Origin of the sequence: Pinibacter aurantiacus (assembly GCF_019130065.1) — a bacterium.
GTDB lineage: Bacteria > Bacteroidota > Bacteroidia > Chitinophagales > Chitinophagaceae > Pinibacter > Pinibacter aurantiacus.
Map to the genome: position 1 here is coordinate 635906 of NZ_JAHSPG010000015.1, position 22388 is coordinate 658293.

Below are 22388 nucleotides of genomic sequence, written 5' to 3' on the forward strand. Positions count from 1 at the left end.
AAAAATGGCCAACCATATAGTTTTGACATAAAATATTACTTATGCAAAACAACAAGAACAAAATCCTGGTTACCGGCGGCACCGGAAAAACAGGAAACAGAATCGTGAAGAAACTTACTCACAATGGCTTTGACACAAGAATCGGTTCACGGTCACAAGCCAATCCATTTGACTGGGAAAATGAAAACACCTGGAAATCCACGCTGAACGGAATATCGGCGGTATACATAAGTTTTCAGCCCGACCTTGCAGTACCAGGAGCAACAGAGGTTATAAAGAATTTTGTGAAAATAGCGGTTGACGAGGGTGTCCAAAAGCTGGTGCTGCTGTCTGGCCGCGGCGAGCCACAGGCTGAAGCTTGCGAGGAGGTCGTAATGAATGCGGGTATTGATTGGACCGTGCTTCGCGCAAGTTGGTTCTGCCAAAATTTTAGCGAAGGCTTTATGTTAGATTCGATCCTTAGCGGAGAAGTGCGCCTTCCTGTGGGAGATATAAAGGAACCATTCGTAGATGCCGAAGACATTGCTGACGTTGCTTTTGAAGCCTTGACCACTGGTAAACACAATAACACACTTTATGAACTTACGGGCCCTTCCCTGCTAACTTTTAAAGAAGCAATTACCGAAATTGCCAGCGTTTGTGGAAGAACTATTCTTTTTACAGAAGTTAGTTTGGAAGCCTATAGAGAAATGTTGGTTTCGCTAGATGTGCCGCAGGATTACATTTCCTTGCTCAATTATTTGTTTACAGAGGTTCTCGATGGGCGCAATGCTCATATTACAGACGGAGTGACACGGGCTTTGGGAAGAGAAGCAACAGATTTTCACGCGTACGCAAAAAGAAATGTAAGCGCCTGGTTGCAGGCAGTCTAGGTATTTTTGCCGGCAAATAAAAACGATTACATTTGTTTTATGCCGAAATCATACAGTCAACTACGTGCTGCTTTTGCTTTGGCAAAAGCGAGTTTACTTGCCATGCTTCGTAGTCCTACATCGATTGTCTTTTCCCTGCTCTTCCCTATTATTTTTATAATAGTGTTTGGCTCTATGGTAGACACAACCATTGTTCCGTTGAAAATTTCGCTTGGTCAAAACAGCGATACGAGCAATATTATTTATGAATCTGTAAAGAAAATAAAGAACCTTACCATTGTCACAAATATGCCGCAGGATGAAGCACGGGAGGCGCTAAAAAAGGGCAGACTGACAGCCATTCTACGTATCAAAAAGAACCCGGTATTTTCACAATTGCCGCCTTACACAATATTGATCACGTCCAGTCCTTCGTCTGCAGATGCGGGAGTGTTATTACAAACCTTGTTGAATAATGTAGTCGGTTCGATTGATAAAGCTGCATTTCCATCCAATGCTTCTGTTGCTATTTTGCATACCAAAGAATTACCGGGGCGCATCTATCGAAAAATAGATTTTATACTTCCCGGGCAACTGGGTCTTTCTTTGCTGATGGCCGGTGTATTTGGCTCGGCGTTTTTATTGTTCAATTTGCGACAGAGCCTTGTTTTAAAGCGTTTGTCGGCAACACCCGTTAAACGATCGTACATCATCCTGGGCGAAATGCTCAGCAGGCTTTCATTCCATGTGCTCAGTTTTATTATTATGGTTGGACTCGGTTATTTTGCCTTTAACTATACACTTGTTAATGGCTTCCTTACCTTCTTTGAGATGCTGTTATTCTCGCTTTTCGGCCTCGTAATATTTATGGGCATCGGCTTCATCATTAGCGGCGTAATACAGAATGAAAGCTCCGTTGCGCCAACTGCCAATACATTTATCCTTCCGCAAATATTGTTATGCGGCCTTTTCTTTCCCATAGAAAACTATCCACACGGGCTGCAGGCTTTCTGCAATATTCTACCGCTAACGCTATTTGTGGATGGCTTGCGCAAAATAGGATTTGAAGGCGCGCACATCTGGCAACTACCATGGCAGGTAATTGGCCTGCTCATTTGGGCAACAGCGTTGAGTGTAGTGGCGGTAAAGTTGTTTAAATGGGAATAGAGGAATAATTGAGAATTGAAAATTGAAAATTGAAAATTGAAAATTGAAGAACGTTAATTGCACGAAGTCATCAATTTGATGAACAGAAACATTAGTGCGTTTCATCAGCAATGCGACATAGAAAGCATTTTCAATTTTCAACTTTCAATTTTCAATTATACTTACTTGTTCAATCCCAAAAACTTAAACGGTTTTGCATTCACAAATGATTTTGCTGCGTTGCCTGCGTAGGTTTCATTGTTGGCTACGCTTAGTTTTTTTACAGCAGCTTTTTCGGAGAAATCAACGTCTTTAAAGTCGACCCAAAAAGTATTGGGAGTAAGTGCAGATTCAAAATAGTAAACAAGGTTCTTATGATCGGCCACGGTTCGCCATCTTGTTGAAGAAATATTTGGCTGGCCCGGAGTGGTAATACCAAAAGGCACGGAACAATTTCTAATCACACTGAAAACACTGGCCACAGCGATTCTGGTGTTATCTGTTTTAGGAATGGCTTCAATGTAAAATGATGCACGTGCGAAACGATCAGAAGCCCTGTTTGTTCCGGGCAACATAACCGTACCTCCAATCTCCCGCCAGTATTCATTTAATGCTAATTGCTTGTCAAATATGGGAGAGTTTGTCATCACTGTATAAGCTGTATCGTGATGAATGATCAATTTGCCTTGCACATATTCAAAGATCGCATTGTCGCCCGTTGGATCAGACACAGATAAGTGCAAGTTGGCAAGTCTGGCTTCACCAACACCCGGCGCTTTATCTGTGATAACAATGAAAGGCTCTTTCTCCAAAGCTTTTACGGTCTCGTTAACTGTCACAAAATTATCCAATACATATTGCACCCATGCGGCAATGCTTAAGCCCGGCTTGCTTTTGCCGTCCCATGTTGGATACTCAGATTCAGCGAGCCATAGCATATTTGCTACCAAACCTTTTTCATTCATCCCATCTGTTGTTGAGAAATCATATCCTGAAGCAATCACACTGCCATATTTAGAAGTCCATTTTACTGAGCTGGGCCCCACTTCACCATTTCGTTGCATTCCCCTTGGAAATATCCAGAGGTTGGTTCCCATATCCTCTTTCCAATCCATTGATCGTGCAGTTAGTATAATACCGTTCAACCCTTTGTACACAACGCGTGTGCAGCCTCTCACATTGGATGTTGCTGTATTCACCACAATAAAACCAGCAACAATTACAACCCTTAGCAAAGTCTTCATTTCGTAATTTTTAATGAAAAAAGTCTATAACAAGCGGGAGAACTAAAGGTTGGAGGGAATTGAAAGTTGAAAATTGAGAGTGGCAACCATATGGGGAGAGTTTGCGTTTTTCTTCATTTTCAATTTTCAACTTTCAATTTTCAATTCCCGCTACATTTTTTAACATTTCAAACTTCATAAGTAAATAAACGTTTACTTATATTTGCATTGTCAAATTTTAGAGTATGAGACCAAAGAGTATAGAGAAGGAACAGGCAATTCGAACTATTGCGTTGAAAATCATTCATGAAGAAGGGTTGGAGAACCTAAGCATGCAAAAACTGGCTAAGGCCGCCAACATCTCTCCAAGAACGATTTATATAAAATATGCGGATAAGGAAGATCTGCTGATCAAGTTGTTTATTGATGAAGTGCTGGGAGAATATGAAAGAGCCGTGTTGGAAAATTTTGATGAAAAAATGGATTTTGCCGAAGGCATAAGAAGAGTATGGCTCAATACTTTTCGATACTTTAAAAACAACAGGCACGCTTTCGCATTGATGCAGTATGGTAATTCGTCGCCTCTATTAAACAAGGCATTTAAAGAAAGAAACATACAGGAGGGACAATTCTTCGCTCCTATTCATAAATTTTATAAAACAAATATTTCCAAAAAGATCATCAAGAATTTTCCGGTGGAAGTGTGTCGCGCATTGTTGATGTCGCCCATCTTCAACTTGATGAATGAATATTTTGAACATCTCGACAGACCGAAGCAAATCATTACTGAAAAAGTAATTCTTGAAAGTTGTGATGTGGTGATAAAAGGAATGACAATTTAAAACAACGAAACTTATTAAAATGAAAAACCTGATCAATAAAAAAATAGCCATCGTTGGCGGTGGCCCTGGTGGATTGACATTAGCGAGGCTTTTGCAAATAAAAGGAGCTAATGTAAAAGTATATGAAAGAGATGCAAACAAAGATGTAAGAGTACAAGGTGCAACGCTTGATCTGCATGAAGATTCAGGCCTGGAAGCACTTAGGCAAGCCGGCCTGATGGAGGCATTCAAAGAAAACTACAGACCAAATGCAGATAGAATTCGCATTGTCGATAGTTCCGCCAATATCATATTTGATGAACACAGTGACGATGTGCAACAAGGCGAGTTTGGCGATATTGCTTTTCGTCCGGAAATTGATCGCGGCCCCTTGAGAAAAATGTTATTGGAATCTTTAGAGCCAGACACGATTGTATGGGATAGCCATTTGACGGAACTAACGCAAAACAATAACCTGTGGCAATTGAGCTTTAAAAATGGAAACGTTGCCATTGCAGATATTGTGATAGCTGCCGATGGGGCCAATTCAAAATTACGTCCGCTTATTACGTCTATAAAACCATTCTTTACAGGCTACACAATTGTGGAAGGAGCAGTGTATAACTCAGAAGCAGCAACTCCTCACATGCACAAACTGTTGAATGGCGGAAAAATATTTGCCTTTGGCAATAGCAGGAGTTTAATTGTAAGTTCGAAAGGCGATGGCAGTTTGGTTTTCTACACTGGTTGTAAAACAGCAGAAGACTGGGTTCAAACGAACGGCATTGATTTCAGTGACAAGGCACAAGTAATTGAATGGTTCAAAAAAGAGTTTGTTGGTTGGGACAATGCCTGGCTCGAACTTTTTTATAAAGCAGAACCTGCGTTTATTCCTCGTCCACAATATTGCATGCCTTTGGATCAAACTTGGGAAGCGCTGCCAAACTTAACAATGCTCGGCGATGCTGCGCACCTGATGCCACCCTATGCAGGCGAAGGCGTGAACATGGCGATGCAGGATGCGCTGGAACTAAGCAGTGCACTCACAAGTGATGAATTTGCTGATGTACATGCTGCCATTGCCCACTACGAAAACCAGATGAGAGCAAGGGCTTCTGAAGTTGGAAAAATAACTTTGGAACAAACAGAGATGCTGCACTCACCTAATGCGATTGAGCATATGCAAACCATATTCAACCAGCCCGAATAAAATTGGCACACGGATGACACGGATTAGACGGATTTTCACTGATCTTTTCTTATTATAATCTCTTAATCATTATAAGGTTACTTTTAAGTGTAAAGGAGATAATCAGTGAAAATCCGTCTAATCCGTGTCATCCGTGTGCCATTAAATTCAGTAAGAGAAGTTTTTACATTTAAATTGCTCATGCCTTATTTTGCAAACAAAAAAACATGAGACCACTGCTTTTCTTTTTTACCCTCCTATTAGTTCTAAGTACCCACGCTTTTTCGCAAACAACTAACAAGAATGAAATACCCTTTGAATTGCTTCCTTCCGGACACATCCTGGTGAAAGCAAAAGTTGATGGCGTACAGGGAAATTTCATTTTCGATACAGGAGCCGGTATCACTATGTTTACCAAATCATTTTTCAGCAAACTGAAAGACACGATTCGTGAAGATGGCGGCTACACGGGCTTTAGAGCAACCGGCGAACGCATGGACATAGATCTGTATTGGGTTAAGAATGTTGAATTCGGCGCCATTAAAAAAGAAAAAGAAGAGGTTAGTTATATTGATGCAAACCTGGGTGGGATTGATGGCATTTTGTCTTTGAAATTGATGGAGTCTCAACCATTTACGATAGACTACAATAAAAAAGTAATTCGCCTCGAGTCTGCGCAAAGTCTCACAAGCATTAAAAAAACAGCGAAGTCAATTCCTGTACAGTTGGAGCAATCGCGTGAAAAGGCGCTCACTCTTTTCGCCTATTTCAAAGTGAATGATACTTTAACACTGCAATTCTCATTAGATAGCGGTGCGGAAAAAGATGTTTACCGTATAAATTCCAAACATCTCCAGCGTTTAGGTGTAGACGTCAGCGACTCATTGCATGTAAAGAAAATCGCAAAGCGTAGCGAAATAAATACTGATTTTGTTTCCAACATCTATATAACCAAGCTTCCAAAACTGGCCACTGCCAGCAATCCTTCCATTAACACCACAAACTTTCCGGCACAATTCGTCGATGGTTTAATTTACGATGGCATTATCTGGATCAATTGGCTCGGGTCGAGCATTACTTTTGATCTTGATAAGAAACAGCTGTTGGTTGAAAAATAGTTGAGAATTGAGAGTGGAGAGTTGAGAGTTGAGAGTTGAGAGTTCTTTATAGTCAAACATTCTGTGTCTAGCGCCAAATGTTGTATCTTGATCGGCTATATTTTTCTCAACTCTCAACTCTCAACTCTCAACTCTCAACTCTCAACTCTCAACTCTCAACTCTCAACTCTCAACTCTCAACTCTCAACTTAAAAACGCTTTCATCTCCGCCAATGCATATTTAGCATTAAATGAATGAATATCTGTGAGTGGCCAAACGTGTAGCGCGTTATTGTGGATTGACAAAACAGAATTTGGTTGCACGCGGCTGATTGATGCATGGAAATCGCGGCAGTCGTCGAGCAATACTTCACCGGCTCCTATAAGGATCAGTACCGGAGGAAACGATGTTAGTGAGAAATCTTCATAAGTTACCTCATCTATTGATTTCGCGCCTCGATACATTTCCGCATACCGTTTAACTCTTTCCTGCGAAATAATGGGATCACTATCGCGATTCATTTTGTATGAAGGCGCATCCGCTTCAAGATATATCCAGGGTGACAGCAACACTACTGCCTTTGGCAATTGCAGCCCTTTGCCCAGTATGCTTCGGATGGCAGCAACGGTAAGTCCACCTCCAGCACTATCACCAATCAAAAAGATGTTGTCCATCTGAGTTTGCTGCAAAAGATACTCATACACCCTTACCGCATCATCTACACCGGATGGGTAAGGAAACTCTGGAGCGAGGCGATACTCAACAAACAGCACACGCATTTCAAGATTTGCTGCAAAGTGTGTAAGCATGTTTCTGTGAGATTCTATACTGCCCATTATGTACCCACCGCCATGCAAATAAACAGCTACCGCATTGTCCTTCCTTTTGCGTGGAATGAACCAGTGTGTTGTTATGCCATTCATATTTTCTGTGTAAATTTCTACATCTGCATGAGGTTCATACAAATTTCCCAATCGGATATCAAAGTCTTCGCGTTCTAATGTTACTGCTTCCATAATGTTTTTGTTTCAATGTTTGTAAATCAAAATTGAAACAAAAACACTGGGTGCACCAATAAGGAAGTTTAAGAAATAGGCTTAATGTAGTTTAAGACTTCTCCGTTTTTTTAGAAAGATTGCCTCTTATTTTACTGAGGAATTCCGGCGTAATGCCCAGGTAAGAAGCGATCTGTGTATTGGGTAATCGTGAGGCCAGATCATGGTATTGCTCCATGAATGAAAGATAGCGCTCTTCAGCTGTTTCGCTGATTGTTTGCAACAAGCGGTTTTCCAGCGCGACATAGCGGTTTTCAATAATTACGCGAAAGATGCGTTCCAGTTTGTGAAACTTTGCCAGCAGGTCATACAGATCACGTTGAGAAATCTGCAGGATGATCGCGGGCTCGATTGCTTCTATGTAGGCCTTGCTTGGTTTCCTGTTGTGTATGCTGTCAACCTCTGTGATCCAATCATTCTCTGCAATAAACTGGAGATTGTGCTCCACCCCTTTTGTATCAACATGAAATTTTTTAAAGCAACCTTCGACCACGAAAGTGTAATGCTTGCACACTTCTGCTTCCTGCAACACAAACTGCTTGCGGCGTAGCTTGCGTTCGATTACACACGAACGTAAGGCCTCTCTTTCCTCATCGTTTAGCGGAAGATATTTATCGAAGCTGGCAAAGAGAGCTTGAATGGGCATGTGTGGAAGATTGAAGGATAAAAATAAGTTTTATTTCAAAATGGCCTTCCTGGTCTTCAAGAACCTCAATAAAAATGAAAATGAGGAACCAATTGCTCCTCATTCTATCTAGGGTATTTCATATCATTTCATTCTCCAACCGTACCTGTCTTCACCTCTCCTGCCCTTTTATAATCCGCGATGATAACACCCGTCGTTGTGATGGCGCTGTCTGTCAATGTAAATGCCGCGGGGATGGGACCGTCAGTAAATAATTTTTTTCCTTTACCAAGCGTCAATGGATAAATTTTGAGCCACAGTTCGTCCACTAAATCGTTTTTAAGAAGCAATTGAATGAGCTCGCTACTACCCCAAACTACTATGTCAGAACCTTCGGAATTTTTAAGCTTTTTTATATCTGCCAGATTGTGGAGGAATACAGAGTTTTGCCAATCAGATTTTTTTCTTGTTGTAGACAAAACGTATTTCGTGACATCATTAATAGTCGGCCATATAGCTGTATGTTGCGGCCAGTAAGCTTCCCATATATCAAATGTTTTTCTGCCTAGAAGAAGATCAGTCGGCTTTAGTTGTTTTTGCACAATTTTCGCGCTTACTTCATCACCATAAGGCGCCACCCATCCACCGAATTCAAATCCATTTGATGGATCTTCTTCAGGCCCACCCGGTGCTTGCAATACTCCATCCAGTGTGATCATTGATGACACGATTATTCTTCTCATAGTGTTTCACCTCCTGTTATGGTTTGTTTAAAAATGTTTTTCAAAAAACGGCTTTCATTACGATACAAATCTCATCATAAAAGATGGTGCCGCCGGTGTGTAAATGCGACAATTTGGAGGGCGAATGCGAAGAGTTTTAAATAGTTCATAAAAATTCTTATCTTACAATAAGCCATTGAACCCCATTTCCTCCACATTTTTAGTTGCTACCTCCGATTTTTTTATTATTAAAATTTACAAACAATTTTTATGAGAAAAACGTCCTTTTTCGTAGCGATTACATTTTTAGTCGCCTGCAATTCCGGCACTGACAAATCAAAAATGGAGACTCCAAAAAATGCCGATTCAACTACAATGCCCAAACAGCAAAGCTTGACTTACCCTTACACAGCAGATTATTCTTCGGATTTTGAGATCGGTGATGCAAAAAATGCCCAAACACTTCTCCAACTGTACAGAGACTTCGACAACAACACACTTGAGAATTCAAAAAATTCTTTCGCAGAAAATGACACTATGATTTTTGCCAGCGGTAACATGTTTGTTGGTACCAGAGACAGTCTTATTGCTTTAGCCACAAAAAGCAGGGGACAGATGGGCTCAGTCGTTGATTCTGTTCATGCCTGGGTACCACTCAAGAGCAAGGACAGAAATGAAGATTGGGTATTGATATGGAGCCGCGAGATTTCGACAGATGCCAAAGGGAAAAAAACAGTTCGCGAACTGCAGGAAACATGGCGGTTTGATAAAAATGGAAAAATCAATTTAATGTATCAATATGTGCAGGAATCTCCCAAAATGACTCCGCCGCCGAAGAAGAAATAATATTGTTTTTTATGGTGGCTAATTACATATACCCGCTCAACATTTGAGCTAAAAAATAAGGGGCAATGCTTAAAAAAACTTGCCCCTTATTGTGAGCTCGCGTGTGATCATTGAGGCAAAATGCGAACTTTATGGAGTTGATGAAAACAGCGAGCTGTTCTCCTGACTTTTTCCATCCTGAATATTATATGCCGAAGAAAAGTTTTAATTAATAAATTTGTGATCAACAATAGTGATGCAAGTTTGTGTAGTAAACACCAGCCAAAATCAACCAATTAAACGACAGTACATAATGAATCAAAAAGAATTAGTAGAACTTACAAACGACGAATTATTACAAGAAGCAAAAAAAATTAAATCCACTGCCATTTTCGATGCTGTGATTATTGGGTTTTTAATCGGAGTTGCCGCTTTTAGCGTCGTTAAAAAAGGTTTTGGCTTACTAACTTTCCTTCCCTTAATCTATATTCCGATAGCTGTTAAGAACAAGGCTAAATCTAAAGAGTTGGAAAAATTACTGAAAGAAAGGAATTTAAAATAGGAACAACTATGCTAAATTGATCCGATTTGCAAAAGTGCAAACCTGGTAGATCGAACCAGTTTTTGTGTATCTTTGCGTTGAGAAAGCTTTTGTTGCTTTGAAGCTCCATGTGCTACATGGAAGATAAATAGAAGTGATAGGGGCTTTTTCTTTTTTGTTCGTCAACTTTCATTCTCCCCGTACATAATAACAGTGAACCTCGTATATATAAACAGCCAGTGACGATAATAATGATGAAAGTAATTATGATACTGCCCATCTATACCGGTTGAAACACCAATATTGAAGTTGGGCCTTATTTGTCTCAAAATTTTATTAATTTCCTTATACAACTTTTCCTTTGCTACAGTTCTATTCCCCCTTCTTTCGGTTCCGGGTTGCTTTTCTTTATGCATGTTGTTTAGGCGAAAGGCTATTGATCCCAGTACAATATCAAGACACTGCATCAAAATATGTTTCTTAGAATCAACTTCGTAGATAGAATCATTTTTTATCACAATTTGTGTGTATCGAAATTCTGATAAAAATTGTATCTGATATATAAAACTCTTAAATCTCGCATTCTTCTCTTCGTTGTCCGGCAGCTTATCGAAAAAAATTTCAACGTCAAGTGGGTTATTTGAAATTATATATTTCAAGCCGAACGCTTGTTTCAAAAAATGATAATATAAAAGATGATATCGGTTTTCTTTATAGTCTTTTTGCAAGGGAACTTCAGCAAATCTGTTGTCTGTGAACATGATCCTAACTTTGACTATGCCGGATTTTACAAACTCAAAAAAAGTTTGGATAATGGCAATATATTGTTCCAATCGAAACGTATTTACATTGCTCCATTTGAGCTCTGAATCTTCCATCTGCAAATCCTGCATTTTACTAATCAAAGCATTTTTGACGCGCTCAAATTCGCGCTTTTCGATAATTAGTCCCCCATAAAAATTAGAATAGTATTTTCCTTTTTTTAGCGATTCGTCACAAAAAATATAATATCCTGCCATTTAAGATCTTTGAAATTTTTTCAGCGACTGCTTCACAACGAATTGTAAAAATCAGATCTCTGATGGCATAGATTACTTCGGCATAACAAAAAAGCCCCTGAAAAATCAGAGGCTACTTTTTTTGTGATCCCGCTGGGACTCGAACCCAGGACCCATACATTAAAAGTGTATTGCTCTACCAACTGAGCTACGGAATCAATATGAATTCATGATGCCCTAACAAAAGAGCCACAAAATCATTTTTCCTAAGAACATTCGAAACTCTATTCCGGTTCATTTGAACCCTTATAAAATCTCATACTTTTCAATTCAATAAAAAAGCCTTCAAAGTCTGCTGATTTGAAGGCCTTCTTCTGTGATCCCGCTGGGACTCGAACCCAGGACCCATACATTAAAAGTGTATTGCTCTACCAACTGAGCTACGGAATCATTTTTCTTGTAAGAACTTCCTCTTAAGAACTACCGGCGGTAAGGCCGTTTCAAAATTGGAGTGCAAAGATAAGGATTCAGCGATTCGCACCAAATTTTTCAAAAAAAATATTCAACTTTTTTTGAAAAAAGTTCTCTGCACTCAACTTCTAACAGTTTGATAAAGTTATAAATACAGCAAATCATTACCCCCTACTTCTTTGCGAAGCAGTAGTTTTCGTGTAGGTTTGCCGCACCAAATTTTTATCCTTTAAGACATGTCATCTTTTTTTCAAAATAAAGTTGTAGCCATTACGGGAGGCAGTGAGGGAATAGGTAAAGCACTTATTGACCTGCTTATTCCTATGGGCGCTAAAATTGCCACATGTGGCAGAACCTACGAGAAATTGTACAACCTGCAAATGGAGTATACTAATGTAATGCTTCACACTGTTGTGGCAGATGTAAGCAACGAGCAGGATTGTAAAAAATTCATCGATTCTACCATTAAGACTTTTGGGGGCATTGATATTCTGATCAATAATGCCGGAATGTCTATGCGTGCCCTTTTTAAGGACTCCAGTGTGGATGTTATTAAAAAACTGATGGACATTAATTTTTTCGGTACGGTTTATTGCACCAAGCATGCATTACCAAGTCTGATTGAAAGAAAAGGCACTATTGTTGGCGTCTCTTCCATTGCAGGTTATCGCGGACTACCGGGAAGAAGCGGTTACAGCGCTTCGAAATTTGCGCTGCAGGGCTGGCTGGAATCGTTGCGTACGGAATTGATGGAAGATGGAGTGAATGTAATGTGGGTTTGCCCGGGCTTTACAGCGTCTAATATTCGTTTCAGCGCATTGAACAATAAAGGCGAAGCAACGGGAGAAAGCGTGATGGATGAAGGAAAGATCATGCCGGCAGAAGACTGCGCAAAGTATATCCTGAATGCCATTGAGAAAAAGAAGAGAACGATGGTGCTTACCTTCCAGGGCAAGCAAACCATTTTCCTGAATAAATTCTTTCCCTCACTTGCAGATAAACTGGTTCACAAATTTTATTATAAGCAAGGAAAACTTGTTAAATAGTTATTCTATTCAAAAGGAATTTGTTTATTAGCAACAGATTTTATTTCTAACTTAAATCGCAATAAGAAAATATATTGAATGGCGTTAATTACCCTTACATCCGACATTGGTCAACAGGATTTCCTGGTGAGCGCGGTGAAGGGTCAATTGCTACAAATTAATCCTTCATTCAATATTGTTGACGTTACACACCAACTGTCGCCATTTAATTATCCGCAGTCGGCCTACGTCAGCAGGAATGCCATCAAAAATTTTCCGGAATTCACTTTTCATATTGTGATGGTAAACTTGTTTGAGCGCAAGCCGCAGCAATTGTTATTGGCGTTTCACAAAAACCAATACATACTCTGCGCAGACAACGGATTGCTCACAATGATCCTCGAAGAAAAGCCTGAAATGGTGATCGGCCTGAAGCTTGATAGCAATTCCATCAAAAACACTTTGTATTGTGCACAGATCTTTGGCAAAACCATCAACGATATTTCCGAAGGGAAAAGCTTGCTGAGCATTGGCGAGCCGGATGTTCCCATCATTGAAAAAAATCATTTGCGCGCACTGCTGGGTGAGAACTGGATGGAGGGACAAATTATTTTCATTGACAACTTCGAGAACGTTATTGTAAATATTACACGGGACGACTTTGAGCAGCAGCGTCGCGGCCGCAGTTTTAGAATTGTTTTCAAAAGAGATGAAGTGATCGATAAGATCAGCGAGTCTTATGCAGATGTTTCTGAGGGCGAAAAACTGGCGCTATTTAATTCTGCGGGTTATCTTGAGATAGCCATCAACAAAGGTAATGCAGCGGGGCTTTTCGGCTTGCAAGGCTACCTTGAGCAAACACAAAACGCTTACTTACAAAACAGGCTGTTCTATCAAACGGTGAAAGTGTTCTTCGAGTAGTGAGCACACTGATGACTCAGATTAGACTGATTTACACTGATTTTTACTGCCTAACATTGCTCAAACTTAGCTTCAATTCATACTAAAAAGGGTCAATCGTCGTTTTTATACGAGCAAGTTGTTCTTTACAAAGGAACAAATATCTTTGCTATTAAACCCCTTTAGTACCAATGAAACGTTTAGCCGGATACCCTTTATGGCTGTTATGTGCCATAACCATTAGCACTACGCTGTTTTCCTGTCAAAAAAGCGCTGATGATACTTTGCCCGAAGACACGACCTCTGTTTCTTCCAAAGATCCAAAAGCTTTGTCTGCCGCCGTTACTGTATGGCATGGCAAGCGCACAACGGGCACTATGCCTATTCCCAGCAGTACATCGGAAATAAGACTTGGCACTTCAAATGAGCCTTCAGTAACTGCAATCGCAGGCCGTCATGCATTTATTCACACGAGCATTGAATCAGGAGATGTTGCAGGGTATTATGTGCAAATCAATGGTGCAAGTGACTATTTCATTGTTGATTATACCAAGCCTATAAATGTGCAAACCAGTACGCAGCAAGGAAGTATTTCAACTGCCTCTGTGCATCAGTTTGGTCATGCTGCGGAGCCGACCATCCAGCACAGATCGCCTATCAGCGTTATGGGTAGCGGCGACAATTTTAACGACAGTATTATCGTTATCAATATTCCTGCAAATATTAAAACACCCGATACGGTTTGCGTTACTTATATGGCTTATGATTTCAACAATCGCGTGAGCAATTCTGTAACTACCTGCATTTACATTGACCATCTCGGAAGCGATAATGATAGTAAATGGTTAGAAGGTACATGGAACTTGTCCAGAATTGAAAAGTCGCAGGGAAGCCAGTTATTGAAATCTTATGATTTTGTTTACAATAAATGGGTGACCAAAGGCAATGATGAACTTTTGGACAATGATAACATAGCCAGCAAGGTTTATAAAAATGGTGATTCTGTTATTGTCTCTTCTGCCATCTGGAATAATTATTATGTTGTTACACCAACAGACACCTACCAGGTTGATATGGTTTACGCACCACGTGCGAATGATGTGCTTTTAGGTACCGACTCAATTATTTTTAAGAAGAACTATGTAACGCTTAGCAGTAATGGCACCTACGTAAGTGAATACTCTACTACTACAAAAAATATTTACTGGGACAATAAATTAACCTTTGAACAATTTTCAGATTATTTCCTGGACAATGGTGCATGGAGCTACGATTCAAAAACCAAAAAGGTAATTGTCGTTAACGAATATACAGACCACGGACACGGTGCGGGCCCACAGCTCGAACCATATTTGTCCGAAGCTCCGATAGAAAAAGTTTCCAATGACCAATGGAAGATTTCTTACGATGAAGAAGGCAATGACGGGAAGATTTATACTTATAAATCCACTTACAAACGTCAATAACCAACTGCTAACATTATTAAAAACTCCGGCGATTCCGGAGTTTTTTTTATACCCCTGATTTATTAAAAGTTACTGCCTGTAACATAATATTTTACTAAATAACCAACTGTTAGTGGCGGTTCCTTCTTAAACTGGGCGGGCAGCGTTATTTTGTTTTATAAAATGAAAGTTATGGCTGTCGAAAATAAATCTCCACACATCCTTAATACATCTTCCAACCTGTTAGGTTTCTGTTTGATAGTGCTAACTTCTATCCGGATCGCGAAGTTTGGTTCCGCAACTTTTATTGATGACTCCACCGGAATGGCGGCCATGCTTTTAATGGCGAGTTGTTTGCTTTCTTTTTTGTCCATGAGATCGCAAATTGAATCAAGAAGCAGAAAGCTGGAACTTCTTGCAGATTATGCTTTTCTCGTGGCGCTCGTTTGTATAAGCATTACGATTATTGTGGTGTCTTTTAATTTGATGAAATAAAAATGACTGGTCCTAAAAAGACCAGCCATTAACGCTTAGAAAAAATTCGATTCGTTATTACGGAGCGATTAAATATTCTTCAACGCCCATTGCGGGTAAAGTAATAGTAGTGTTGGCATCTTTTGTAACGCCATTTCTTACATCTGTAATTTTACCAGGCTTGATGGAGCCCCATTTAAATCCGGTGTTTTGTGACGAATGACCGGGATTAAACAAACGTATCATGTATTGGCCTCTTGCCTGTGGCACTATAGCCGTAACAACAACAGCAGCATTGGTAAGCTGGAAAAGTCCCTTTGTTAGAACAACCTCCTTCTTCACCGGAAAACTGATCAGTGGTTGTGTAAAATCGGTTGCTGCCATTTCGAGTGCGGCGTCATTTGCTTCACCATGAGGCTGTAGTGCATAGTGAAAGCTGGCAACGCCTTCCTGATCTGCTTTGTAGTTGGTGTACCAGTAGTTGTTCATCGCATAGGAAAACCAAAGTGATGTTGGCGCGCCTGTCGTTTTCCATTTTTTAAGACTCTGAGAAACTTGCAGGCGTTCATCGTTCATAGCGCCCGGTTCTACCATTGGTGTTTCCAGCAGCATCCATTGTAAGCCGTTGGCAGCACCAGAGATGTCCATCCATCTGCGGCCGTACAGGTAGTCCATATTGGAGCCCGGAAGTTGATCATCGAGATATCTTAAGGTGCCATAACCTGCATCCAACGTTACTTTTCCGGAAGGAACATCAAACGGAAAACCAAAATGCACTCCTTCTTTTTGCCTTACTGCTTTTTTATCAACAATATTTTCAACAAGAACAGCATTGCTGTTGGCGTATAGTGTTAGACGTTTTTCCAACGAGTTTGCGCCAGGTGCCTGCGAACGAAGGGCGATGGTAGTTACTACCGGACCGCTTTCCAACACCTGCATTTGCACCGTTTGATTGCTAACTGCAGCGGCTGGATCATAACCAGGTACATACCAATAACTGTTCAATCCCTGCGATTGGAAAGTGCCGGCATAGTTATGTCCGTCTTTTGCGCTTAGTTGCGTGATGCTGCCGTAGACAGGATCCCATGCAACGGTAACGTTCGCATTTGAAAGCATATTATTGCTCTGGGTAAACGAAGTACTGACAGTAACAGGTTCATCACTCACGGTATAAATTTCCGTTCCGAAAGCAGGAACATTGCTGGCAAGGAAAACATAGCTACCATCTGCAAGACGTTGTAAGGGCAACTTCCGGCCCAAGGCGTCTTTAACGGACTTGCCGGCTATATTGATCTTCACCGGCCCGCTTCTTGGCCATGACAATGTGTTGACTACAGCAATGCTGCGTGAATGCTCGTCTGTCAATGGTTGGAAAAGTTTTCCGGCAATGATGTTTATCTGACTGTCTGCATCCAGCATGTATTGTTTTTTAATGCGCCATTGTTCTGTAACAAATGGTATGTCAGGTTCCGTAGTACTGTTGTAAGCGCCCCACGTGTGTTCATGAAACATCAGGACATTGGTCCACGCGTTGTAGAATTGCTGCTCGTTGTATTCAACAGGAGCCAGCATTGCATAGGCATTGGTCAACTGCGATAAGCGAAGGCTGTTGACACGATTCTGCCCTTCTTCCTTTGCGGTAGAAAAAGCACCATCTTCCCAATACGGAGTAATGTCTCCTTTTACTACCGGCAATCCTTTACCGTATTTCTGCTCAAATTTTTCAAAGAGTTTATCAGTCGTATTCAATACTATTTTGGGTGAGCTATACTTTTCGTTCCATTGTTTTACAAACCGTGAAACAGACGTATCAATGGGTCCATTATCTGCCACAATATTGTATCTCCACTGTACAATATCGTAGGGATATTTTTTCTCATCAAGCTCATTTAAATAATTCGCGATCTTTTGCGGACCATTTTCAAATACACCACCGGGAGGAGTGCCATGCCATGAGGAGTATCCTTTGCCACCGGCCCAGAACAAAACTTTTTCTTCACCTGAAGGAGATGTCCACCAAACTGGTTTATCACCCCAAGTGCGAACAAATTCGCCTACACGATCTCCGAGATAAGGATGTGTTTCACCCATGTAGTTGGGGCCACTGGAAAAATATTTTACACCGCCTTTGGCGAAGGCCGTTACTGTGGACCATGTAAAGCCAGGTATATCAGACATCATGGCGCTGGGAATTCGCAGGCCATAAGTCTTGCGTAGTTGTGCTGCGAAGTCTGTATAGTGGAGCGCTTCTTCGGGCATTGTAATACCGGTTAGAATGTTAGCATACATTGCCGACAAACAGATATCTCCATTCTTTACTGCTTTTATCAATGCTTCTTTTTTCTCTGGCGTTGCCTGTTCTAAAAAATGTTCTACAGCCCAAAGAGATTCAACGTTCCATTTGAATTTTGCTTCTTCAGGATAATCTCTTGTAGCAGCAATCATGTCCAGTGCATCGTTGATGTTCTTGATGTGCCGCTTGAGCACTTCTGGTTGCAGGTGAGAATACCCGATGTCTGTATGAGCATGATGGATGAAATCCAGTTCGCGATAAGTAACAGGTTTAAGTGTAACAAATTTATCTGTCAGTATTTTTCCTGCATTGCTTACCACCATGCGAATGCTATCCTGATGATGTACCGGATCTACCGGTATGTCAAAGTGATTAACTCCATCTTCCACCGGGAACGAATATTCTTTTTTGCCACCAACAGTAACCTTGAAAGTTTGACGCTGACCAAAATGAAGCGCAGTAAGCGCTACAGGCTGTTGTCCGTTTTTAAGTATAAAAGGTTGTGGGGTGATATCAACTTTTTCCTGGAAGGAAAACTTAAACGTCATGAACCAGTCGTTGCTTTGCTGGGCTTGTCCGATGATCTTCAATTTTACTGGTTTACCGGGTTTAACACGACTTACAGGCAAACGAAGAAAGATAAGGCCGTGGGCGTCGTTGGCTCCGTCTCTTTTAGTTTGCTGAAACACAATCCTGCTGCTGTCGGGAGCGGCAAACGACCACACCGGTGCCTGGTTGCCAGGTTTGGTAGTGAAGGTCAGTAGTTTTTTATCATCTACGTACAAATCAAAATAACGATCGCCGGCGCTGGTGCCTGTGGAGTGGCCTGCCACCCAACTGAAGTAAACATAAGGCCCTTTGATTCGTGCAGGCGTGGCGGCTGTTTCCCACGCAATTACTTTATTGCCATCGGTGGCGCGGGTGAGCAATGCAGTTGTTGCATAGTCTGGAAAGGCAGAAAAATAGCGAATATTTTCGCCTTCAATTTCATGGTCAAAGCCATTGATCCAGTCTACTTTTCCGAGGTAGGGGACCGTTTTCTGGGCGGTGCCAGTGAGTATGCAGCCAAGCAAAACTGCGATACAATAAAAGCGTTTCATATAGTAAATAGTTGTGTTGGTAAAGGAACTTGAATGTAAGAAATTAAAAGTCCTGTTTATTACTATTTTAATGCTAGATGTTAGCTTAGCGTTTCCGGGAAAGAATTAAAATTGATCGCCAGCGGTACAGTGTGGATTGAATTAAGAATTAAGAATTAGGAATTAAGAATACGTTGTGTGCTGCATCGGGATTACAGATAAACACTCGTTTGTTTCACAAAAAAGATCCGTGCAAATCCGTCTGATCCGTGTCATCCGTGTGCAATAAAAAACAATCAGTCTGTCAGACGAGGGCGAATGCGAGCTTCCTGTATGGCATTTCAAATATTCAAATCCTCAAATTCCCAAATTAAAGTTGCTTTATCTCTGCAATCAAATCCTGCAATGCTTTCTTTGCATCGCCAAAAAGCATTGACGTTTTGGGTTGAAAGAACAATTCATTTTCGATACCTGCATAGCCAGGCTTCATGCTACGCTTGTTGACGATAACATTTTTTGCCTTCTCTACTTCCAAAATTGGCATTCCGTAGATTGGGGACGAAGGATCTGTTTTGGCAGCAGGATTCACAACGTCGTTTGCGCCAAGGATCAGTACTACATCAGTGGTACCGAACTCATCGTTTGCCTGTTCCATTTCTTTCAATTTATCATAAGGCACATCAGCTTCTGCAAGCAATACGTTCATGTGACCGGGCATGCGTCCGGCAACCGGATGAATAGCATAATCAACTTCCACTCCCCTGTTTTCCAATATTTTTTCAAGCTCGTGGCAAACGTGCTGCGCCTGCGCCACTGCTAAGCCATAGCCGGGAACGATCATCACCTTATGTGCGTAGGTTAGCAGAACTGCCGCGTCGCTTAGAGAAATTTCTTTGTAATTGCCTTGTGACTTTACCCCTGATGCCCCCCCATTTGATGCGCCTCCAAATGAACCGATCAATACATTTTTCAAAGAACGGTTCATGGCTTTACACATGAGTATAGTGAGCAATGTACCGGCTGCGCCCACCAGTATACCGCCGGTCAACATGGCTTTGTTGTTGTACAAAAAGCCACCGCAAGCCGCGGCAACACCGGTGAAAGAGTTCAACAGGGAAATAACAACGGGCATGTCTGCCCCACCAATGGGCAACACGAACATTACTCCATATAAAATAGCCAGCGCAAAAATGAGATAGAACCTCGGCGCTGCAATTGGGTCAAACCACAACCAAACACCTAACGCAAGTATAATCGCAAGCAATGTAAGATTGGCAATATGTTGGCCAGGAAAAGAAAAGTCTTTGATCTTTCCATTCAATTTACCCCATGCGATAATGCTTCCGGCAAAAGAAATACTCCCTATTATCAAACCCAAAATGATAACGGGCATGGTGGAAAGGTCTATTGAAAACGAAAACTCGGTGTCATTCTGCTCAGCATAACTAAGAACCTTCAAGGCAGGCTTTACAAGATGATCATATTCTACAATTGATATTAATGCTGCACACGCCCCGCCCATTCCGTTGAAAAGGCTTACCATTTCCGGCATTGCGGTCATCTTAACTTTCTTCGCGGCCAATGTTCCTATAATGCCACCTATCAACAATCCGCCAAAAATCCAGGCATGGTTATGTAAACGATTCCCTTCTTCATCCCTGTACAAAAAAATGGTGGCCAGTATTGCTATTGTCATTCCAAGCGCTGCAATGCGATTGCCGGTTCTTGCTTTTGCAGGATTCGACAGCATTTTCAGTCCCAGTATAAAACTGATCGAGCCAACGAGATAACAGATTGTGAGGATGCTTATTTCCATGCTTTGGGAGTTGAGAATTGAGAATTGAGAGTTGAGAGTTCGCGGCTATGAGTTTGGAGAAACTTACTCATAACTCATCGCTCATAACCCATCACTTTTTCTTTTTGAACATTTCCAACATTCTATCGGTCACTACGAAACCTCCGACTACATTCAACGTACCGAGAACAACCGCGAGAAATCCGAGTGCGAGAGCAAGATAATTGCTTGTGTCTGCCTTGCCCATTACGATGATGGCTCCAATGATCACCACACCATGTATGGCGTTGGCACCACTCATTAATGGGGTGTGCAATACAGCAGGCACGCGTCCTATCACTTCAATTCCTAAAAAGATCATCAACACCACTATGTAGATGTATTGTTCGTGTAGCGAAAACCATTCGAGAATGTTTTGCATGCTGTTGAATTTGATGTTTATAAAATCTGTTTTGCGTCGTGAAATGTGAATGGTCAATCGTGAATAAAGACTTCGCTAATCGACCACCATTCACCATTCACCTTTCACGATTCACGTACTCTTGCATTCACAATCTCGCCACCGTGCGTAATACAGGCGCCTTTTACAAGATCGTCTTCGAAATTCAGGTTGAGTTTTCCTTCTTTGTCTATGAAGAGTTGTAAAAAGTTCAACACGTTTTTACCATACATTTTGCTGGCATCGTAAGGCATTGTTGACTGCAGGCTTGAATTGCCGACTATCGTTACCCCATTGTGTACAAAAGTTTCGTTGTTTTTTGTGACGGTAGTGTTGCCGCCAGTTGCCGATGCAAGGTCCATGATGATGGAACCTTTTTTCATTTGCGCCAGCATTTCATCAGTGATTAGTAACGGTGCTTTTTTGCCGGGTATTTGCGCAGTGGTGATTACAATGTCTGCTTTGGCAATCGCTTCCGCAATTTTTTGCTGCTGCTTCTGTTTGTATTCTTCTGTTTGTTCTACTGCATAACCGCCTGCTTTGGAAACATCCGCGGCGCCGTCTACTTCAATAAATTTTGCACCAAGGCTCATCACTTCTTCTTTAACGGCAGGTCTTGTATCAAATACTTCAACCACTGCCCCAAGCCGTCTCGCTGTGGCAATTGCTTGCAAACCAGCTACGCCTGCGCCAAGTATCAGGACCTTTGCCGGAGCGATGCTGCCTGCAGCTGTCATGAACATGGGAAAGTATTTGGGAAAAATATTTGCGGCTTGCAAAACTGCTTTATATCCGGCGATATTTGCCTGCGAACTTAGTACATCCATGCTTTGCGCACGGGTGGTGCGGGGCAGCATATCGAGACTGAAAGTGGTTAGATTATTTTTGGCCCATTGTTGCATTAGCGGGCCGTTATATAAAGGTTGGAAAACTCCGATAAATATTTGCGAGGGATGTGTTTGGGGGGAAGCTTCGTCTGGCGGATGAATGGATAAAATGATGTTTGCTGATTGAAATATTTCCGCAGCCGATTTTATGCTTGCACCAACATTGACATAGTCACCGTCAGCACAAGAGGCTTTTTCTCCCGCTCCCTGCTCTACCCAAACCTCTACATTTTTCTTTATCAATGCAGAAACGGTTTCAGGTAACATGGAGACGCGTGTTTCAAAGGATAGCTCTTTTAAAATTCCTACAATCATAAGTAGTTATTCTTGCTTCAAGATAACTGTTTTTTTTCAGAGCAACAACTAAGGGAGCACACAGATGACACTGATGAAACTGATCAACACTGATTTTTTAACCGCAAAGATCCTTTAGATAAATATTAATCCGTTTCCCTAGAATTACTAGAAACTAATTTCGATAGAACG

The 22388-nt window shown here is 41.3% G+C and carries 20 protein-coding genes and 2 tRNA genes; 11 read left to right on the plus strand and 11 right to left on the minus strand.

Going from position 1 to position 22388, the window contains the following annotated elements:
- Positions 1-41: 41 nt before the first annotated feature.
- Both KTO63_RS21025 and KTO63_RS21030 read left to right on the plus strand, forming a co-directional pair.
- Complete coding sequence (locus KTO63_RS21025; protein ID WP_217793923.1) at positions 42-872, plus strand: NmrA family NAD(P)-binding protein; 831 nt, start codon at positions 42-44, stop codon at positions 870-872.
- 39 nt (positions 873-911) lie between these two features.
- Positions 912-2018, plus strand: a complete 1107-nt coding sequence (locus KTO63_RS21030) for an ABC transporter permease (protein WP_217793924.1) — start codon at positions 912-914, stop codon at positions 2016-2018.
- Between the two features lie 161 nt (positions 2019-2179).
- Here KTO63_RS21030 and KTO63_RS21035 read toward each other — a convergent pair whose 3' ends face one another.
- Positions 2180-3241, minus strand: a complete 1062-nt coding sequence (locus KTO63_RS21035) for a linear amide C-N hydrolase (protein WP_217793925.1) — start codon at positions 3239-3241, stop codon at positions 2180-2182.
- 224 nt (positions 3242-3465) lie between these two features.
- Between KTO63_RS21035 and KTO63_RS21040 the strand changes: the two genes are divergently transcribed.
- From KTO63_RS21040 to KTO63_RS21050, 3 genes are all read left to right on the plus strand, one after another.
- Complete coding sequence (locus KTO63_RS21040; protein ID WP_217793926.1) at positions 3466-4062, plus strand: TetR/AcrR family transcriptional regulator; 597 nt, start codon at positions 3466-3468, stop codon at positions 4060-4062.
- Positions 4063-4081: 19 nt separating this feature from the next.
- A complete protein-coding gene (locus tag KTO63_RS21045) occupies positions 4082-5251 on the plus strand; it encodes an FAD-dependent oxidoreductase (protein WP_217793927.1) in 1170 nt (389 codons plus the stop codon).
- 206 nt (positions 5252-5457) lie between these two features.
- Positions 5458-6348: a retropepsin-like aspartic protease gene (locus KTO63_RS21050; RefSeq protein WP_217793928.1), complete on the plus strand. Its 891-nt coding sequence runs from the start codon at positions 5458-5460 to the stop codon at positions 6346-6348.
- Between the two features lie 183 nt (positions 6349-6531).
- Here the strand turns inward: KTO63_RS21050 and KTO63_RS21055 are convergent, their stop codons facing one another.
- The 3 genes from KTO63_RS21055 to KTO63_RS21065 all read right to left on the minus strand — a co-directional run bounded on the left by KTO63_RS21055 (position 6532) and on the right by KTO63_RS21065 (position 8751).
- On the minus strand, positions 6532-7344 hold the full coding sequence (locus KTO63_RS21055; RefSeq protein ID WP_217793929.1) for an alpha/beta hydrolase: 813 nt from the start codon (positions 7342-7344) through the stop codon (positions 6532-6534).
- Positions 7345-7435: 91 nt separating this feature from the next.
- Complete coding sequence (locus tag KTO63_RS21060; protein ID WP_217793930.1) at positions 7436-8029, minus strand: Crp/Fnr family transcriptional regulator; 594 nt, start codon at positions 8027-8029, stop codon at positions 7436-7438.
- A 128-nt stretch (positions 8030-8157) separates the two neighbouring features.
- The gene (locus tag KTO63_RS21065; protein ID WP_217793931.1) at positions 8158-8751 is read right to left on the minus strand and encodes a dihydrofolate reductase family protein; all 594 of its coding nucleotides are present in this window, start codon (positions 8749-8751) and stop codon (positions 8158-8160) included.
- Between the two features lie 249 nt (positions 8752-9000).
- On the opposite strand from KTO63_RS21065, the gene KTO63_RS21070 reads away from it, so the two are divergent.
- Together KTO63_RS21070 and KTO63_RS21075 are read left to right on the plus strand one after the other, a co-directional pair.
- Entirely contained in the window at positions 9001-9576 is a 576-nt protein-coding gene (locus tag KTO63_RS21070; RefSeq protein ID WP_217793932.1) for a hypothetical protein, read from the plus strand.
- A 292-nt stretch (positions 9577-9868) separates the two neighbouring features.
- On the plus strand, positions 9869-10117 hold the full coding sequence (locus tag KTO63_RS21075; RefSeq protein WP_217793933.1) for a hypothetical protein: 249 nt from the start codon (positions 9869-9871) through the stop codon (positions 10115-10117).
- A gap of 161 nt (positions 10118-10278) precedes the next feature.
- On the opposite strand, the gene KTO63_RS21080 is transcribed toward KTO63_RS21075, so the two are convergent.
- From KTO63_RS21080 to KTO63_RS21090, 3 genes are all read right to left on the minus strand, one after another.
- Positions 10279-11115, minus strand: coding sequence for a DUF3800 domain-containing protein (locus KTO63_RS21080; protein ID WP_217793934.1), 837 nt, complete (start codon positions 11113-11115; stop codon positions 10279-10281).
- A gap of 124 nt (positions 11116-11239) precedes the next feature.
- A tRNA-Lys gene (locus tag KTO63_RS21085) sits at positions 11240-11312 on the minus strand.
- 159 nt (positions 11313-11471) lie between these two features.
- Positions 11472-11544: transfer RNA gene (locus tag KTO63_RS21090), tRNA-Lys, on the minus strand.
- Positions 11545-11801: 257 nt separating this feature from the next.
- On the opposite strand from KTO63_RS21090, the gene KTO63_RS21095 reads away from it, so the two are divergent.
- The 4 genes from KTO63_RS21095 to KTO63_RS21110 all read left to right on the plus strand — a co-directional run bounded on the left by KTO63_RS21095 (position 11802) and on the right by KTO63_RS21110 (position 15430).
- Positions 11802-12611, plus strand: coding sequence for an SDR family oxidoreductase (locus KTO63_RS21095; RefSeq protein WP_217793935.1), 810 nt, complete (start codon positions 11802-11804; stop codon positions 12609-12611).
- A gap of 78 nt (positions 12612-12689) precedes the next feature.
- On the plus strand, positions 12690-13511 hold the full coding sequence (locus KTO63_RS21100; RefSeq protein ID WP_217793936.1) for an SAM hydrolase/SAM-dependent halogenase family protein: 822 nt from the start codon (positions 12690-12692) through the stop codon (positions 13509-13511).
- 170 nt (positions 13512-13681) lie between these two features.
- Positions 13682-14956, plus strand: a complete 1275-nt coding sequence (locus KTO63_RS21105) for a hypothetical protein (RefSeq protein ID WP_217793937.1) — start codon at positions 13682-13684, stop codon at positions 14954-14956.
- Positions 14957-15127: 171 nt separating this feature from the next.
- A complete protein-coding gene (locus KTO63_RS21110; RefSeq protein WP_217793938.1) occupies positions 15128-15430 on the plus strand; it encodes a hypothetical protein in 303 nt (100 codons plus the stop codon).
- Between the two features lie 57 nt (positions 15431-15487).
- Here KTO63_RS21110 and KTO63_RS21115 read toward each other — a convergent pair whose 3' ends face one another.
- The 4 genes from KTO63_RS21115 to KTO63_RS21130 form a co-directional block, all read right to left on the minus strand.
- On the minus strand, positions 15488-18802 hold the full coding sequence (locus tag KTO63_RS21115; protein WP_217793939.1) for a glycoside hydrolase family 38 C-terminal domain-containing protein: 3315 nt from the start codon (positions 18800-18802) through the stop codon (positions 15488-15490).
- 349 nt (positions 18803-19151) lie between these two features.
- Positions 19152-20597: an NAD(P)(+) transhydrogenase (Re/Si-specific) subunit beta gene (locus KTO63_RS21120; RefSeq protein ID WP_217793940.1), complete on the minus strand. Its 1446-nt coding sequence runs from the start codon at positions 20595-20597 to the stop codon at positions 19152-19154.
- Positions 20598-20688: 91 nt separating this feature from the next.
- On the minus strand, positions 20689-20997 hold the full coding sequence (locus tag KTO63_RS21125; RefSeq protein ID WP_217793941.1) for an NAD(P) transhydrogenase subunit alpha: 309 nt from the start codon (positions 20995-20997) through the stop codon (positions 20689-20691).
- A gap of 104 nt (positions 20998-21101) precedes the next feature.
- Positions 21102-22217: a Re/Si-specific NAD(P)(+) transhydrogenase subunit alpha gene (locus KTO63_RS21130; RefSeq protein ID WP_217793942.1), complete on the minus strand. Its 1116-nt coding sequence runs from the start codon at positions 22215-22217 to the stop codon at positions 21102-21104.
- Between the last annotated feature and the right edge of the window lie 171 nt (positions 22218-22388).